Here is a 15,738-nt window from a genome sequence, read left to right as displayed (position 1 = left end):
CCAGCGCCCAGAAACAAGGGGTTTCATTCCCCTCTCGCCACACCTTATAAGGCCCCAACCCAGCCCCCGACCGCGAGTCGCGGGGCAGTGTGAATTTGTGGAACGGGAAGTCGGAAAATGGCCTTTTGGGGAAGTTTGTTTTCGTCGGACATGGCGATCGACCTCGGCACGGCGAATACGCTTGTCTACGTGCGCGGCAAGGGCGTCGTCCTGTCGGAGCCATCCGTCGTCGCCTATCATGTGAAGGACGGGCAGAAGAAGGTTCTGGCCGTGGGCGAAGACGCCAAGCTGATGCTGGGCCGCACGCCCGGGTCCATCGAGGCGATCCGTCCGATGCGCGACGGGGTGATCGCGGATTTCGACACGGCGGAAGAGATGATCAAGCATTTCATCCGCAAGGTCGCCAAACGCTCCACCTTCTCAAAGCCGAAGATCATCGTTTGCGTTCCGCACGGCGCCACGCCGGTCGAAAAGCGCGCGATCCGGCAGTCGGTCCTGTCCGCCGGTGCGCGCCGCGCCGGGCTGATCGCGGAGCCTATCGCCGCCGCCATCGGGGCCGGCATGCCGATCACCGATCCGACCGGCAACATGGTCGTGGATATCGGTGGCGGCACGACCGAGGTTGCCGTGCTGTCGCTGGGTGATATCGTCTATGCGCGGTCCGTCCGCGTCGGCGGCGACCGGATGGACGAGGCCATCGTCAACTACCTGCGCCGCCAGCATAACCTGTTGATCGGCGACAGCACGGCGGAGCGGATCAAGACCTCTATCGGCACGGCGCGGATGCCCGACGACGGACGCGGGTCGTCGATGCAGATCCGCGGGCGTGACCTGCTGAACGGCGTGCCCAAGGAAACCGATATCAGCCAGGCGCAGGTGGCCGAGGCGCTTGCCGAACCGGTGCAGCAAATCTGCGAGGCGGTGATGACGGCGCTGGAGGCCACGCCGCCCGATCTTGCGGCCGATATCGTCGACCGTGGCGTGATGCTGACGGGGGGCGGTGCGCTTCTCGGCCAGCTCGATCTGGCGCTGCGCGAACAGACCGGGCTGGCCATTTCTGTGGCCGACGAAAGCCTGAATTGCGTCGCGCTCGGCACCGGCAAAGCATTGGAATATGAAAAACAACTGCGTCATGTGATAGACTACGACAGCTAATGTCCCCAGACCGGAGGTAAGGCAGCGCCTTGGCCCGTGAACGCACATCACAGAACTATACAGGCCCGATCCGCAGATTGCTGGTCGGGTTGCTTGTTCTTGTGCTGCTGGCGGTTTTCATCGTCTGGCGGATCGACAGCCCGCGCGTGGAACGGTTCCGCGCCGCGGTGATCGACCAGGTCGTGCCGTCGTTCGACTGGGCCATGGCGCCGGTGACAGGTATCGTCAATCTGGTGGCGGATTTCCGGTCATATCAGCAGCTTGCCGCGCAAAACGCCGATCTGCGCCGCGAATTGCAGCAAATGAAGGCCTGGAAAGAGGCCGCGTTGCAGCTTGAGCAGGAAAACGCCAAGCTGCTGGGGCTGAACAACGTGCAGATCGACCCGCAGCTGACCTATGTCACCGGTGTGGTGATTACCGACAGCGGATCGCCCTTCCGTCAATCGGTGCTGCTGAATGTCGGCGCGCGCGACGGGATCATCGACGGCTGGCCCACGATGGACGGGATCGGCATTGTGGGCCGGATCGCGGGTGTCGGGCAGGATACGAGCCGCGTTATCCTTCTGACCGATACGTCGAGCCGGATTCCCGTGACGATCCAGCCCAGCGGGCAGAAGGCGATTCTTGCGGGCGACAACACGCTGAACCCGCCCATCGAGTTTCTGGAAAACGCCGATCTGGTGCGCCCCGGCGACCGGGTGGTCACATCGGGCGACGGCGGGGTGTTTCCCGCCGATCTGCAGGTGGGTCAGGTCGCGCTCGGCAACGACCGGCGGCTGCGGGTGCGGCTGTCGGCGGATTACGGGCGGCTGGAGTTTCTGCGGGTGCTGCGCGCGCAGCCGCACGAGGTGATCAGCGATCCCGGCGGCCTGCTGGTGCCCGAGGGTGGTGTGACGCCGCCGCCGGTCGTGGAAGAGGACACAGCCGCCGCAACGGAGGCTGCCGATGGCTGAACGTCCGACGGCGCAGATCGTGCTGGGGCGGCTCGCCTTTGTGGCGCTGGCGCTGGCCATCGTGTTTCTGCAGCTTTTGCCACTGAACACGGTGCCGGGCCAATGGGCGGCCCCCGATCTGCTGCTGGCCTGCACGCTGGCCTGGGTGTCACGACGGCCCGAACTTGTTCCGGTTACTGTCGTGGCGGTGATTTTCGTGACGACCGATATGCTGTTTCAGCGACCGCCGGGGCTTTGGACCGCGCTTGTCGTGATCCTCACGGAAATTTTGCGTGCGCGCGCGCTGCGCATGCGCAATATTCCCTTTGCGTTTGAATGGGGGGCCGTGGCTGCGGGCATCGTTGGTATCACGGTCGCGAATCGTGTCATCCTTGCAATCGTGATGACGCCGCAGGCGCCGCTGGGGCTGACGCTGATCCAGATGATCATGACGATCCTCGTCTATCCGCTTGTCCTGATCGTGGCGCAGTTCGTGTTCGGCATCGCGCGCCCGTCACCGGGGCAAACCAACAGTCTGGGGCACCGTCTATGAGACGTATGGTCAAGGAAAACGGCGACAGCGCCCGCAAGATCACCCGTCGTGCCCTGTTGATGGGCACGGTGCAGCTGGGTGTCGTGGGCGCGCTGGGTTACCGGATGCAGTCGATGCAGGTGGAACAGGCCGATCAGTTTCGCCTGCTGGCCGAGGAGAACCGCATCAACATCCGCCTGATACCACCCGCGCGCGGCCTGATATTCGACCGCAACGGCCGGGCGCTGGCCGAAAACGAGCAGAATTACCGGGTCGTCATGGTGCGCGAGGACGCGGGCGATGTCGACGACGTGCTCGCCCGGTTGACGGAACTTGTCTACATCGACCCCGACGTGCTGGCCAAGGCCCGCGAGGAGATCATGCGCCGTTCGCCCTTCGTGCCGGTGACCATCGCGGACCGGATGACTTGGGAGGACATGGCGCGCATCAACCTCAACGCGCCTGCCCTGCCCGGCATCACTGCCGAGGTCGGGCTGAGCCGCGCCTACCCCTGGGGGGCGGATATGGCGCATGTGGTGGGCTATGTCGGGCCGGTCAGTGACTATGATCTGAGCCGGATCGACGATCAGGACCCGCTGTTGCAGATCCCGAAGTTCCAGATCGGCAAGACCGGCGCGGAAAACAAGCTGGAGCGATTGTTACGCGGGTCGGCGGGCACCAAGCGGATCGAGGTGAATGCCATCGGGCGTGTGATGCGCGAGCTGGACCGGCAGGAAGGTGTCAGCGGCGCGGATGTGCAACTGACCATCGACGCGCGGCTGCAAAGCTATGTGCAGGCGCGGCTGGACGGCGAAAGCGCCGGGGCTGTGGTGATCGACCTCGAAAACGGCGATCTGCGCGCCGTGGCCTCGGCCCCGACGTTCGACCCGAACCTTTTCGTGCGCGGGATTTCGGTCAAGGACTGGACCGACCTGAACGAGAACAAATATCGCCCGCTGGCCGCCAAGGCGGTGCAGGGCATCTATCCGCCGGGCTCGACGTTCAAGATGGTCACGGCGCTGGCGGCCCTTGAAGACGGCGTGGTGACGCCGGAGGAAACCGTCTATTGCCCCGGGTTCGTGGAAGTGTTCGGCACGCGGTTCCATTGCTGGAAGCGCGCGGGCCACGGCAATATGAACCTGCACGAAAGTCTCAAGCAGTCCTGCGACTGTTATTACTACGAAATCTCGCAGCGCGTCGGCATCGACAAGATCGCCGCGATGGCCCGCAAGCTGGGGCTGGGCATCCGACATGACGTGCCACTGTCGGCGGTCGCCAGCGGGCTGGCCCCCGACAAGGCCTGGAAGACCGAAGTGCGCGGCGAGGACTGGCGGATCGGCGATACGGTCAACGCCTCTATCGGTCAGGGCTATGTGCTGGCCTCGCCGCTGCAGCTGGCGGTGATGGCGGCACGGCTGGCGACGGGGCACGAAGTGAACCCGCGTCTGGTAAAAACCGTCGACGGGATCGAACAGCCCAGCGGGATCGGCGAAAAGCTGGATATCAACGAGAACATGATGCGCCGTATCCGCGAGGCGATGTCGGCGGTGGCCAACCATTCCCGCGGCACGGCCTATCGTAACGCCCGGATCGTGCCGAGCGAGATGCGGATGGCGGGCAAGACCGGCACCAGCCAGGTGCGCCGGATCACGGCGGAGGAACGCCAGCGCGGTGTCACCAGCAACGCCGATCTGCCGTGGGAACGGCGCGATCATGCGCTGTTCGTCAACTTCGCCCCGGTGGAAAACCCGCGCTTCGCGGTGGCCGTGATCGTGGAACATGGTGGCGGCGGATCGACCGCGGCGGCCCCGATCGCCCGCGACATCACCTTGCAGGCGCTTTATGACGGCACCCCGCCGCTGTCTGCCTATCCGTCCGAAGTGCGTGGCCGGATCGAAACACAACAGCGGCGGATCAGCGAGATGATCGCCGACGGTGCCACCACGCAGGACCGGGCGTAGGTCATGAGCTATCTCGCCCATAACGCTAAATACGTGCCGACCGGCTTTCGCAAGCTGATGTACCTCAACTGGCCGGTCATCATCCTGCTGACGGCAGTGGCCTGTGCCGGGTTCATGATGCTTTATTCCGTCGCCGGCGGATCGACGGAGCCGTGGATGACCACGCAGATCGAGCGTTTCGCACTCGGCATGGCGCTGATGCTGATCGTGGCGATGGCCCCGATCTGGTTCTGGCGCAACATGGCCGTGGTGGCCTATGGCACCGCCATCCTGCTGCTGATCGCGGTGGAGTTCGTGGGCGTGGAGCGGAACGGATCGCAACGCTGGCTCGACCTTGGCCCGATGGACCTGCAACCATCGGAGGTGATGAAGATCACGCTGGTGATGCTGCTGGCGGCCTATTACGACTGGCTGCCGCGCAAGAAGACCTCGCGCCCTTTGTGGGTCGCGATCCCCGTGCTGATGATCTTGGCACCAACCTATATGGTACTGAACCAGCCGGACCTTGGCACGTCGCTGCTGCTGCTGGTGGGTGGGGCCGCGATGATGTTTTTTGCCGGGGTGCACTGGGCCTATTTCGCCACCGTGATCGCCGCGGGTGTCGGTGTGATCGTGGCGGTGTTCGAATCGCGTGGGACCACGTGGCAGATCCTCAAGGATTACCAGTATCGCCGGATCGACACGTTTCTGGACCCGTCGAACGATCCGCTGGGCGCCGGATATCACATCACGCAGGCCAAGATCGCATTCGGGTCCGGTGGCTGGACCGGGCGCGGGTTCATGCAGGGCACGCAGTCGCGGCTGAACTTCCTGCCTGAAAAACACACCGACTTCATCTTTACCACGCTGGCCGAGGAATTCGGGTTCATCGGGGCCTCGGCCCTGCTGACGCTTTACGTGCTGATCGTGGGGTTCTGCATCGTGTCGGCCATCGCTAACAAGGACCGGTTCGCCTCTCTGCTGACGCTTGGGATCGCGACGGCGTTCTTCCTCTATTTCGCGGTGAACATGGCGATGGTGACAGGGCTGGCCCCGGTCGTGGGCGTACCGCTGCCGCTGGTCAGCTACGGCGGGTCGGCGATGCTGGTCTTGCTGATCGGCTTTGGCCTCGTGCAAAGCGCGCATGTGCACCGGCCACGATGATCAACGTCCTGTTTTCCGCGCGGGACGACCGCTGGCCTGAGTATGAAGCCCCCCTGCGCAAGGCCTTTGCCGATCATGGTTTGCAGGCCGCGCTTGGCCGGGATTTTGCGCCCGCCGATGTCGATTACATCGTCTTTGCGTCCAATGGTCCGATGTCCGATTTCACGCCCTATGTGCGCACAAAAGCGGTGCTGGGGTTGTGGGCCGGCGTGGAAAATATCGTGGGCAACGAGACGCTGACGCAGCCGTTGGCGCGCATGGTCGATGACGGTCTGACGCGCGGCATGGTGGAATGGGTCACGGGGCATGTGCTGCGGCACCATCTGGGAATGGACGCCCATATCGTGAACTCCGGTCATGTCTGGGACGATACGCCGCCACCGCTGGCCCGTGACCGACCGGTAACAATTCTTGGGCTTGGCGCATTGGGGGCGGCCTGCGCGCAGGCGTTGGCCGGTCTGGGCTTTCCGGTGACGGGGTGGAGCCGGACGGCGAAACAGGTCGACGCGGTGCGCTGTCTGCATGGGCCGGAGGGTTTCGGCGACGCGCTGCGCGCAGCGGAGATCGTCGTGCTGTTGCTGCCGCTGACCGATGCGACGGAGAATGTGCTGGATGCCGACGCACTGGCGCTGCTGCCGCGCGGGGCCGCCATCATCAACCCCGGACGCGGACCGCTGATCGACGACGCGGCCCTGCTGGCGGCGTTGGACAGCGGACAGGTGGACCATGCCACGCTCGATGTGTTCCGGGTGGAGCCGCTGCCGGGAGATCATCCTTTCTGGGCGCATCCGAAAGTGACGGTCACGCCGCATATCGCGTCGACCACGCGGGCGGACAGCGCATCGCAAGTGATCGCGGAGAATATCGCGCGGGTGGAGCGCGGGGAGCCTTTGCGGCACCGGGTGGACCGGGACGCGGGGTATTAGAGATGGCGGCTTGCAGTCGGTTTGCCGTATGATCGCATAGGGCAGCCCACGACCGCGGGCAAGCCGGGCGAAGTCAACTGCTATCGCAGTTTCGGTGGCTTGTCCGGATCCATACCGGGTGCGCCCGGGGCCTTGGGCGACTTTGGCTCCGGCAGATCGAACCGCAAGCCGACCTTGGCCAGATGCGCGGCGACCGGATCGCTCGCCTTGATGAAAATTACGTCCATCGCGCCGGCCTCGATCCCCGAAAAGGTCAGCGCCTCGCTCGCGGCATTGGCCAGTGCCTGTTCCGAGTCGTCCACAGCATCGACAAATGCCAGCACGTGGCCCTTCATCCCGCTGTCGTGCACGGCCCCCGCCAGAAAGGCAAAGCGGGCCAGACCGGCTGCGATGGCAAGTTTGCGGTCGAGACCCGTGACGACCTCTTCAGGCAAGCCCGCCGGTTTCGTGAATTCAAGTATCCGCGCTTCGGACTGTTCGGGACCGTGAGCGAGTGTTGCGACCAGCCAGTCAATGCCCTCGCCGGGGATCAGCATGGCGGAGGGGGCGACCTGCAGGTTCAGCGCCAAACCAATCTGCTGGCCCGCCAGCATCTGCGCCAGCGCCCGCCCCGGCAGCCCGGCGTAGGGCACGGTGCGGCCGGTGAATTCGGACAGGCGTTCCTCGCGGTCGAAAACAAGAACGAATTGGCGATCCTCGATGTCAAAGAGTTCCGGTGTGATTTCCGCGCCCTCGGGTTCACCCGCCAGCAGCAGAAACAACTCCGTATCGGCCAGCCGTTCGTAGAACCGCAGGCGCGCCGCGTCGTCATCCGGGGCGCTTTGCATTGCGGCATGGGCGGTGTCGAGATCGGTCATAGCACCTCTTTCACGCGGGTCCGCAGGGCGGGCAGCACGTCGGTTTCGAACCAAGGGTTTTTCTTCAGCCACCCGGTATTGCGCCACGACGGGTGTGGCAAGCAAAAGACGCGCGGCGCATGATCGCGCCAGGCGGCGACGCGGTCGGTCACGCCCATCCTGCCGCCCAGATGCCATTTCTGCGCATAGCCGCCGATCAGCACGGTCAGCGGCACGTCTCCCAGATGCGCCAGCGCCCGGACGCGCCATGTATCGGCGCAAATGCGGGGCGGCGGTAGGTCTGACCCCGCCGCGTTGTAGCCGGGAAAGCAGAAGGCCATGGGCAGGATGGCGACCCTGTCGCGGTCGTAGAACGTGTCACTGTCCAAGCCCAGCCAGTCGCGGAGCCGGTCGCCGGAGCGATCCCAGAACGGGGTCTGCGCCTCGTGCACGCGCATGCCCGGCGCCTGCCCCGCGATCAGGATTCGCGGCGGTCCGTCGAACCAGGCGATCGGGCGCGGGCTGTGGCGGGTCGCCGTCTGGGCAAAGCGGTCGGCGCAGATGCGGCACGCGCGAATGTCATCCTGCAGGGTCATGCCCCTGATGTAGTGCAGCCTTCGTATTCTGGCCACAGGTCGCGACAAACCCGGACCACACGCGGTTTTGCATTGAGACCGGGGCGGCTTTTCGCGCAAATAGGGGTAATAAAACCAAAGGGGTGATCCTGCGGGGCGGTCGTTAACCTATTGCAGATATGCAGGCTCGGCCCCACCTGAAACCCGAGCAGCAAACCGAGACGACACAGCCATATGTTGGAATTCGCAAACGTCAGCAAGTCCTTCTGGACAGGCAAACAGCGCAAGGTGATCCTTGACCGCGTGTCGTTTCGTGTGGAGATCGGGCATTCGCTGGGCATTCTGGCCCCCAACGGCACCGGCAAGACGACGCTGATCAACATGATGGCGGGCCTGGAGAAACCCGACGAGGGCACGATCACCCGTGCCTGCAGGATCTCCTTTCCGCTGGGGTTCATGGGCGGGCTTGTGGGGCGGCACACGGCCAAGGAAAACACACGCTATGTCGCGCGGCTCTACGGGCTCGACCCCGATTACATCGAGGCATTCTGCCGCTGGCTCTGCGGGTTGGAGGAATATTTCGACATGCCGGTGGGCACCTACAGCCAGGGGATGCGCGCGCGCCTCAATTTCTCCCTAATGTTGGCACTGGATTTTGATATATACCTGATCGACGAGGGTATGCCGCAGACCATGGATGCCGATTTCAACAAAAAGGCAGGCGAAATCCTGCGCGAGCGACTGGAGAACACGACCGTGATCATCGTATCGCATCAGGCGGCCACGCTGGAACGGTTCGCCCGCTCCGCCGCCGTACTGCGCGATGGGCACCTGCATATGTTCGACACTCTGGAAGAGGCCAAGCAGCTTTATGACTACCAAGCCTAAGGCAAAGAAGTTCCGCGTGCGGCGCGGCGCGTCGATGGGGGCCGATGCGTCCGCACAGCCCGACGTCGTTACACAGGCAGAGCCGCAGCGCCGGGTCGCCGCAGGCGGTGCCGCCGCAAGCGCCAATGTGAGCAGCGCGGCACAGGTCGCCGCCGAAACATCGCTCGACGATATCCGCAAGGAAGGGCTGACTGGCCGCCAGCTGCGCATGGCGCGGCGGGTGGCACAGAAGAACGGACTGGCGGTCACATCAGATTTCGACGCGGTGCGCCAGTTGCGCGCGGCGGGCATCGACCCGTTCCAGCGCAACACGATCCTCGAGCTTGTCACACCCGAGGCAGGTGCCGCCGCAGCGGCGGGGGCAAAGCGTGCCGATGGCAAGGCGGAACTGGGACGTATCCAGTTGCCGCAAACCGTTCCGCAGCAAGGCAACAACCTGCCGTCGACCGAACGGGCCGCCCCGACACCGCCGGACCGCGCGAGCGAGATCATGAAAATCCAGCGCGATCTGGCGAAACGCCGGCGCCGCCGGTTGTTCCTGCTGATGACGCGGCTGTCGGCCTTCGTCTTTCTGCCGACCATTGCGGTCGGCTGGTATTTCTACGTCATGGCGACGCCGATGTTCGCCACGAAATCCGAATTCGTGATCCAGCAGGCGGACAGTGCCACCGGTGGCGGCAATTTCGGCGGCCTGTTCCAGGGCACCGGCATGGCCACGCAGCAGGACAGCATCACGGTGCAGTCCTATCTGGCGTCACGCGCCGCGATGCAGCGGCTGGACGAGGACCACGATTTCAAGGCGCATTTCAGCGGCGAAAATATCGACCCGATCCAGCGGCTCGAACCCGGCGCTACCAACGAAGAGGCGTTCGGCATCTACGAGGATATGGTCAAGATCAGCTATGACCCGACCGAGGGCATCCTGCGGATGGAAGTGATCGCTGCCGATCCCGACACCAGCCAGGAATTCTCCGAAGCCCTGATCGGCTATGCCGAGGAGCAGGTCGATCAACTGACCCGTCGTTTGCGCGAGGACCAGATGGCCGGGGCCACGCAGAGTTTCGAAAGCGCGCAGCGCCGCCGGGCCGAGGCGCTGGACCGGCTGACGGAACTGCAGGCGCAAAGCGAAATACTGGACCCGGTGAGCGAAAGCGGCGCGTTGCTGCAGCGGATCACGAACCTGGAGATCGAGCGCGACACCCGCGAACTGGAACTGCAAAGCCTGCTGGACAACATCCGTCCGAACGAGACGCGGGTCAATCAGGCACGCGCAGCCATCGGACGGCTGGACGAAAGTATCGACAACCTGCGTTCGCAGCTTGCGTCGACCACGGGGCAGAGCGGCACACTCGCCAATATCACCGCTGAATTGCGCAAGGCGGAGGAGAACTACCAGACCGAACTTCTGATGCTGCAGACCGCACAGACCCAGATGGAAGCCGCCCAGATCGAGGCGAACCGGCAGGTGCGTTATCTTTCGCTGGGGGTGGAACCCGTCGCCCCGGACGAGGCGACCTATCCGCGCGCGTTCGAAAACACGCTCTTGGCGTTCCTGATCTTTTCGGGGGTCTATCTGATGATCTCTCTCACCGCGTCGATCCTGCGCGAGCAGGTGACATCGTGATGCGCGACGTCGCGGTCGGTGATCTGACCGTTTCCAACGACCGGCCCCTGACCGTGATCGCAGGGCCGTGCCAGTTGGAAAGCCTGGATCACGCCCAGATGATCGCGGGGCATATGGCAGAGGTCTGCCGCGCGGCAGGCGCGCAGTTCGTGTTCAAGGGCAGTTATGACAAGGCCAACCGCACATCCGTCGACGGGGTGCGCGGGCTGGGCATGGACGAGGGGCTGAAGGTGATGCAGGCGGTGAAGGACGGCATCGGTTGTCCTGTGCTGACGGACGTGCATGGGCCCCGTCAATGCGCGACCGTGGCCGAGGTCTGCGACATCCTGCAAATCCCCGCGTTCCTGTGCCGGCAGACTGACCTGCTGCTGGCGGCAGGTGAAACCGGTGCGGCGATCAACGTCAAGAAGGGGCAGTTTCTGGCCCCCTGGGACATGCCCAATGTCGTGGCCAAGATCGAAAGCACCGGCAATACGCGGATTTTGCTGACCGAACGCGGCGCGTCGTTCGGCTATAACACGCTGGTGGCCGACATGCGGTCGCTGCCGACGATGGCCAAGACCGGCTACCCGGTGGTGATGGACGCAACACATTCCGTGCAACAGCCCGGCGGACAGGGCGGCAGTTCCGGCGGGCAGCGCGAATTCGCGCCTGTGATGGCGCGGGCGGCGGTATCGCTAGGCATCGCGGCGGTGTTCATCGAAACGCACGAGGCCCCGGACACGGCCCCGTCGGACGGGCCGAACATGATCCCGCTCGACCGCATGGGTAAGCTGATCGACAGCCTGATGGCATTCGACGCGCTGGCCAAGGCGGACCCGCTGCGCGTCTGACAATCCGCGATGGACCGGCGCGGGGCGTGCGGCTAAGGTTGCTGAAATTTCAGCAACCATTTGACGGCCCCATGCGATTTCTGACCCTGATTGCCCTGCTCTTCACGCTCGCCCTGCCCGCCACGGCACAAGAGGCCGATGGCCCGATCGCCACCGGCAACAGCGCCCAGCAGGACGCCGATATCGCTGTGCGCATCCGCGACATTCTGGAAGAACTGGGCGACTACGGCGATGTCACCGTCACCGTCAGCGAGGGTATCGTGACCTTCCGCGGCACCGCCACGTCGATGATCGAGGCGGCGGAGCTCAACCCGCTCGCCAACCGGGTGCAAGGTGTCGTCGCCGTCAAGAACGAGGTGACGGAAACCACGGATATCCGCGAACGGCTGAACCCGGCGATGGAACGGTTCCGCACCCGGATCGACCAATTCATCATCTTCCTGCCGCTGGCGCTGATTTCCGGCGTCGTGGCGCTGGTGATCATCCTGATCGGGATGCGGATCGCACGGGCAAAACAGCCCTGGGACAGACTGGCACCAAACGCCTTCATCGCAGAGCTTTATCGCCAATTCGTGCGTATCCTTTTCGTGATCGGCGCGATCGTGGTCGCGCTGGATATCCTGAACGCCACGGCACTTTTGTCGACCATTCTGGGGGCTGCCGGTATCATCGGTCTGGCGCTGGGTTTCGCGGTACGCGACACGGTGGAAAATTATATCGCCTCGGTCATGCTGTCGATCCGCCAGCCGTTCCGGCCCAACGACACGGTGGAGATCAACGGCGATCAGGGCAAGGTGATCCGCCTGACCAGCCGCGCCACGATCCTGCTGTCGTTTGACGGCAACCACATCCGCATCCCCAATGCGACAGTGTTCAAAAGCCGGATCATCAACTTTTCACAGAACGCCGAACGGCGGTTCATGTTCACACTGCTCGTCGACCGGACCGAGGATCTGCACGAGACCCGCGCGCTGATCGAGCAGACGGTGCAGGGCCTGCCGTTCGTGCTGGACGTGCCTGCAGCGCAGACCTGGATCGAAAGCGTCGATACCGCCAGCGTCGAACTGGTGGTCACCGGCTGGATCGACCAGAACGCCTCGTCACTCGTGCTGTCGAAGGGCGAGGCGATCCGTCAGGTCAAGCTGGCGTTGAAGAAGGCCGAGATCGACCTGACCGGATCGGAACAGGTCATCATTCTGGAGGGCGATGCGCCGGATGCCCCCACTTCGCGCCGCAAACCCCGTGAAAAACCGCTCGAAAGCAGCGATGTGGAAACCGTCACGGCCAAGGCCGACGAAGCCCTCGACCGGATCATCGAGGCGGAGCGCGGTGCCGAAAGCAACGAGGATTTGCTGCGCAAGGAAGCCCAGAAAGAATGAGGATATTTGCCGGATTTGGGCTTGATCGTCCGGTTTGATCCAAGTATCTGATGCGTCGCTGCTGGGATGTAGCCAAGTGGTAAGGCAACTGTTTTTGGTACAGTGTACCGTAGGTTCGAATCCTACCATCCCAGCCAGCAAATCGGTGACAGGACAGTGAGGCGTACGTGGCACCCATTGCCGGGGGTTCTCTTTTATTTTTGCCGTGTTCCGGGTACCCTGACATGACGGGTCGTGACCATTTCGGTGAAGGCACGCATGGCCATTGTTCCAGTTCGACGCCGTTCCCCTCCGTTCACGTTCATCCTGACCGCTGTTCAGCCCGAAGGACATCGTCCCACTCTACGGAATAGCGCACCGAAAGCGATTTCGGTGCGTCGCGAAGTCCGGTAGCCTGCCCCTGACCCCTACGTCCAAAGCACAACACTGACCGGAGCCACGCACCATGAAACGTTCCCGCATCAACGACATCATTGCCGAATCCGACGACATGATGCGCCGGTTCGGCTTTACCCTGCCGCCCTTTGCCTATTGGACGCCCGGTGAGTTCAAGGCGCGCAAGGCGGAGGCGCAGAATGTCATCGACGCCCGCTGCGGCTGGGACATCACCGACTATGGCGCAGGCAATTATGACGAAATGGGTCTGTTCCTTTTCACGCTCCGCAACGGGCGTCTGTCCGATCTGCAACGGGGCGGCGGCATGTGCTATGCCGAGAAACTTCTGATTTCGAAGCAGGACCAGTTGAGCCCGATGCACACGCATGTGGTGAAGGCGGAAGATATCATCAACCGGGGCGGCGCGACGCTGGTGGTCGAACTTTACGGGTCGGATGCCAAAGGCGGTTTTGATGAAACCAGTGGCGGCACGGTCTTTTGTGACGGGATCAGGCATGATTTCGCCGCTGGAGAAAAGTTGCGCCTCTCGCCCGGGGAAAGCGTGACGCTGATGCCCGGCGACTGGCATGCCTTCTGGGGCGACGGCGGCGATGTGCTGATCGGCGAGGTTTCGACCGTCAACGACGACGAGACCGACAACATTTTCCGCGAACCGATCGGGCGGTTCGCCAATATCGAGGAAGACACCGACCCGGCGCACCTGCTCGTCAGCGATTATCGCACCTGGTTGGGCTGACGCGACACTCCGGTCCCGCAAGTTACCCGAGCATAGCACCTGATGGCGATGCCCTGTTTTGACATCCACAGCTTTCCCGGCTACGCAGAAATTGTGTCCAGATGGATACAATATGAAAGATCCGACCGGTGAGCACGTCCGAAACCTCCGAACTGTCGCAAGGCGGTCTCGCCTTTTCCAAGCTGATGGACGCAATCGCAGCGGGTGAGTTTCAACCGGGTGACCGTTTGCGCGAAGTCGACGTGGCCGACCGTCTTGGCCTGTCCCGCACCCCCGTGCGCGAGGCCCTGCGCCGGCTCGAGGCCGAGAACATCATCGAACACCGGCCCCGGATCGGGGCCGTGATCCGCACGTTGGGTCGCACCGAAGTGGTCGAACTCTACGAGATGCGACTTGTCCTTGAACGGACCGCCGCCGAAATGGCCGCGAAACACGCCGTGTCGGCAGAGATTGACGCCCTGACCGCGATCAACGACCAGATTGCAGGGGCGACCGCGGCACCGGCCAAGGCCGCCGCAATCAACCAGCAGTTTCACCGCGCGATCTATCTGGCCGCCCGCAACCGGTTCTTGCTGGAATCCGCGCGTGCATTGAACAACGCGCTTTTGCTGCTGGGGCCGACGACCCTGGCCGACCCCGCCCGTATCGAAACTGTCGTGGCGCAACACACACGCATCATCGCAGCGATCGCAGCAGGCGATATCGCCGCAGCCGGTGCGGCCGCTGCGGACCACCTCGATGCGTCGTTGCGCCACCGGCTGTCGGTCATGCCGTCGTGATACCGGTTCTGATCGCCCATGCGGTCGCGGCCTGCGGCGTCGCCATCTTTCACCTGCTGCACCTGCCCTTGCCGTGGTTGCTGGGCCCTATCGTGGCCTGTCTCCTCGCGGCTTTGCTCGGTCTGCCGATGCGCGGGATCGCCAGCCTGAACAACCTGATGCGGACAATTCTGGGCGTCGCTGTCGGGGCGACCTTCACATGGGCGTTGGTGGTGACGATGGCAGGCATGTGGACGACGCTGATCCTCGTTCCGCTCATGGTGTTTGTAATCGGACTGATCGGCGTGCCCTATTTCCAGCGCCTCTGGGGGTTCGACTTTGCCACCAGCTATTACGGCGCGATGCCCGGTGGTCTGCAGGACATGCTTTTGTTCGGCGAAGAGGCGGGCGGCGACGTGCGCGCGCTGTCCCTGATCCACGCGACCCGCGTGATGGTGATCGTCGCGGCGCTGCCGTTCATCCTGCAAGGATACTGGGGCGTCGATCTTGGCAATGCGCCCGGCGTGCCTGCAACCTCTCTGCCGTCGTCACAACTTTTGCTGATGGCGGTCTGCGGTGTCGCTGGCTGGCAGATCGCCAAGGCGGTGGGCCTGTTCGGGGCGTCCATCCTCGGGCCGATGATCCTTGCCGGTCTTCTTGCACTCACCGGCGTCCTTCAACATCGCCCCCCGGCCGAGGCGATCTGGATGGCACAGTTTTTCATCGGAATGACGGTGGGCACGAAATATGCGGGCGTCACCGGGGCCGAGGTGCGCCGCGATGTCGCCGCGGCCCTGGGGTTCTGCGTGATCCTGCTGATCCTCGCCGGTCTCTTTGTCGAGGCGATCCACGTGTTCGCCCTGGCGCCGCCGATGGAAACGCTGCTGGCGTTCGCGCCGGGCGGTCAGGCGGAAATGACGATACTAGCGCTGATCGCCGGGGCCGATATGGCCTTTGTGATCGCGCACCATGTGTTGCGGATCGTGGTCGTCATTCTGGGCGCACCCATCGCGGCAAGGCTGTTCAAGACCAGACAGGGGGATTGACCATCCGAACCGGTGCAC

At 63.7% G+C, this 15,738-nt stretch carries 15 protein-coding genes and 1 tRNA gene; 14 read left to right on the top strand and 2 right to left on the bottom strand.

Annotated features, from left to right (window positions below):
* Positions 1-117: 117 nt before the first annotated feature.
* The 6 genes from AC04PH_RS05070 to AC04PH_RS05045 are packed head-to-tail and all read left to right on the top strand — an operon-like array spanning position 118 to position 6,649.
* Positions 118-1,155, top strand: a complete 1,038-nt coding sequence (locus tag AC04PH_RS05070) for a rod shape-determining protein (protein ID WP_483064654.1) — start codon at positions 118-120, stop codon at positions 1,153-1,155.
* Between the two features lie 29 nt (positions 1,156-1,184).
* Positions 1,185-2,108 carry a rod shape-determining protein MreC gene (gene mreC / locus AC04PH_RS05065; RefSeq protein ID WP_483064653.1) on the top strand — a complete coding sequence of 308 codons (924 nt, stop codon included), beginning with the start codon at positions 1,185-1,187 and terminating at the stop codon, positions 2,106-2,108.
* Positions 2,101-2,640, top strand: a complete 540-nt coding sequence (locus AC04PH_RS05060; RefSeq protein WP_483064652.1) for a rod shape-determining protein MreD — start codon at positions 2,101-2,103, stop codon at positions 2,638-2,640. Before mreC ends, AC04PH_RS05060 begins: the two co-directional genes overlap by 8 nt.
* Positions 2,637-4,580 (top strand): penicillin-binding protein 2, encoded by a 1,944-nt coding sequence (gene mrdA / locus AC04PH_RS05055; RefSeq protein WP_483064651.1) that lies wholly within the window; start codon positions 2,637-2,639, stop codon positions 4,578-4,580. The genes AC04PH_RS05060 and mrdA overlap by 4 nt, the downstream gene beginning before the upstream one ends.
* 3 nt (positions 4,581-4,583) lie before the next feature.
* On the top strand, positions 4,584-5,723 hold the full coding sequence (rodA, locus tag AC04PH_RS05050) for a rod shape-determining protein RodA (RefSeq protein ID WP_483064650.1): 1,140 nt from the start codon (positions 4,584-4,586) through the stop codon (positions 5,721-5,723).
* Positions 5,720-6,649: a 2-hydroxyacid dehydrogenase gene (locus AC04PH_RS05045; RefSeq protein ID WP_483064649.1), complete on the top strand. Its 930-nt coding sequence runs from the start codon at positions 5,720-5,722 to the stop codon at positions 6,647-6,649. Before rodA ends, AC04PH_RS05045 begins: the two co-directional genes overlap by 4 nt.
* 80 nt (positions 6,650-6,729) lie before the next feature.
* Here the strand turns inward: AC04PH_RS05045 and AC04PH_RS05040 are convergent, their stop codons facing one another.
* Positions 6,730-7,506, bottom strand: a complete 777-nt coding sequence (locus tag AC04PH_RS05040; RefSeq protein WP_483064648.1) for an SseB family protein — start codon at positions 7,504-7,506, stop codon at positions 6,730-6,732.
* A complete protein-coding gene (locus AC04PH_RS05035; protein ID WP_483064647.1) occupies positions 7,503-8,081 on the bottom strand; it encodes a uracil-DNA glycosylase family protein in 579 nt (192 codons plus the stop codon). Before AC04PH_RS05035 ends, AC04PH_RS05040 begins: the two co-directional genes overlap by 4 nt.
* A 213-nt stretch (positions 8,082-8,294) precedes the next feature.
* Here AC04PH_RS05035 and AC04PH_RS05030 point away from each other — a divergent pair, with 213 nt between their 5' ends.
* The 8 genes from AC04PH_RS05030 to AC04PH_RS04995 all read left to right on the top strand — a co-directional run bounded on the left by AC04PH_RS05030 (position 8,295) and on the right by AC04PH_RS04995 (position 15,720).
* Positions 8,295-8,948 (top strand): ABC transporter ATP-binding protein, encoded by a 654-nt coding sequence (locus AC04PH_RS05030; RefSeq protein WP_483064646.1) that lies wholly within the window; start codon positions 8,295-8,297, stop codon positions 8,946-8,948.
* On the top strand, positions 8,932-10,572 hold the full coding sequence (locus AC04PH_RS05025; protein WP_483064645.1) for a KpsE/RkpR family capsule polysaccharide export protein: 1,641 nt from the start codon (positions 8,932-8,934) through the stop codon (positions 10,570-10,572). The genes AC04PH_RS05030 and AC04PH_RS05025 overlap by 17 nt, the downstream gene beginning before the upstream one ends.
* The gene (gene kdsA, locus AC04PH_RS05020; protein WP_483064644.1) at positions 10,572-11,405 is read left to right on the top strand and encodes a 3-deoxy-8-phosphooctulonate synthase; all 834 of its coding nucleotides are present in this window, start codon (positions 10,572-10,574) and stop codon (positions 11,403-11,405) included. Before AC04PH_RS05025 ends, kdsA begins: the two co-directional genes overlap by 1 nt.
* A 71-nt stretch (positions 11,406-11,476) precedes the next feature.
* Entirely contained in the window at positions 11,477-12,784 is a 1,308-nt protein-coding gene (locus AC04PH_RS05015; protein WP_483064643.1) for a mechanosensitive ion channel domain-containing protein, read from the top strand.
* Between the two features lie 62 nt (positions 12,785-12,846).
* Positions 12,847-12,921, top strand: a tRNA-Gln gene (locus AC04PH_RS05010).
* 308 nt (positions 12,922-13,229) lie between these two features.
* On the top strand, positions 13,230-13,916 hold the full coding sequence (locus tag AC04PH_RS05005; protein WP_483064642.1) for a D-lyxose/D-mannose family sugar isomerase: 687 nt from the start codon (positions 13,230-13,232) through the stop codon (positions 13,914-13,916).
* 128 nt (positions 13,917-14,044) lie between these two features.
* On the top strand, positions 14,045-14,695 hold the full coding sequence (locus tag AC04PH_RS05000; protein WP_483064641.1) for a GntR family transcriptional regulator: 651 nt from the start codon (positions 14,045-14,047) through the stop codon (positions 14,693-14,695).
* Entirely contained in the window at positions 14,692-15,720 is a 1,029-nt protein-coding gene (locus tag AC04PH_RS04995) for an AbrB family transcriptional regulator (protein ID WP_483064640.1), read from the top strand. Before AC04PH_RS05000 ends, AC04PH_RS04995 begins: the two co-directional genes overlap by 4 nt.
* The last annotated feature ends 18 nt before the right edge of the window (positions 15,721-15,738 follow it).

This window comes from Yoonia sp. KMU-150 (genome assembly GCF_056858355.1).
This window is presented reverse-complemented; position numbering and strand designations above follow the sequence as displayed.

Bases quoted from the DNA above. Each gene is read 5' to 3' on its own strand.
- AC04PH_RS05045 (WP_483064649.1), top strand. From the start codon at position 5,720: ATGATCAACGTCCTGTTTTCCGCGCGGGACGACCGCTGGCCTGAGTAT.
- mrdA (WP_483064651.1), top strand. From the start codon at position 2,637: ATGAGACGTATGGTCAAGGAAAACGGCGACAGCGCCCGCAAGATCACC.
- AC04PH_RS05005 (WP_483064642.1), top strand. From the start codon at position 13,230: ATGAAACGTTCCCGCATCAACGACATCATTGCCGAATCCGACGACATG.
- AC04PH_RS05040 (WP_483064648.1), bottom strand. From the start codon at position 7,506: ATGACCGATCTCGACACCGCCCATGCCGCAATGCAAAGCGCCCCGGAT.
- AC04PH_RS05025 (WP_483064645.1), top strand. From the start codon at position 8,932: ATGACTACCAAGCCTAAGGCAAAGAAGTTCCGCGTGCGGCGCGGCGCG.
- rodA (WP_483064650.1), top strand. From the start codon at position 4,584: ATGAGCTATCTCGCCCATAACGCTAAATACGTGCCGACCGGCTTTCGC.
- AC04PH_RS05070 (WP_483064654.1), top strand. From the start codon at position 118: ATGGCCTTTTGGGGAAGTTTGTTTTCGTCGGACATGGCGATCGACCTC.
- AC04PH_RS05030 (WP_483064646.1), top strand. From the start codon at position 8,295: ATGTTGGAATTCGCAAACGTCAGCAAGTCCTTCTGGACAGGCAAACAG.
- AC04PH_RS05015 (WP_483064643.1), top strand. From the start codon at position 11,477: ATGCGATTTCTGACCCTGATTGCCCTGCTCTTCACGCTCGCCCTGCCC.
- AC04PH_RS05035 (WP_483064647.1), bottom strand. From the start codon at position 8,081: ATGACCCTGCAGGATGACATTCGCGCGTGCCGCATCTGCGCCGACCGC.
- kdsA (WP_483064644.1), top strand. From the start codon at position 10,572: ATGCGCGACGTCGCGGTCGGTGATCTGACCGTTTCCAACGACCGGCCC.
- AC04PH_RS05060 (WP_483064652.1), top strand. From the start codon at position 2,101: ATGGCTGAACGTCCGACGGCGCAGATCGTGCTGGGGCGGCTCGCCTTT.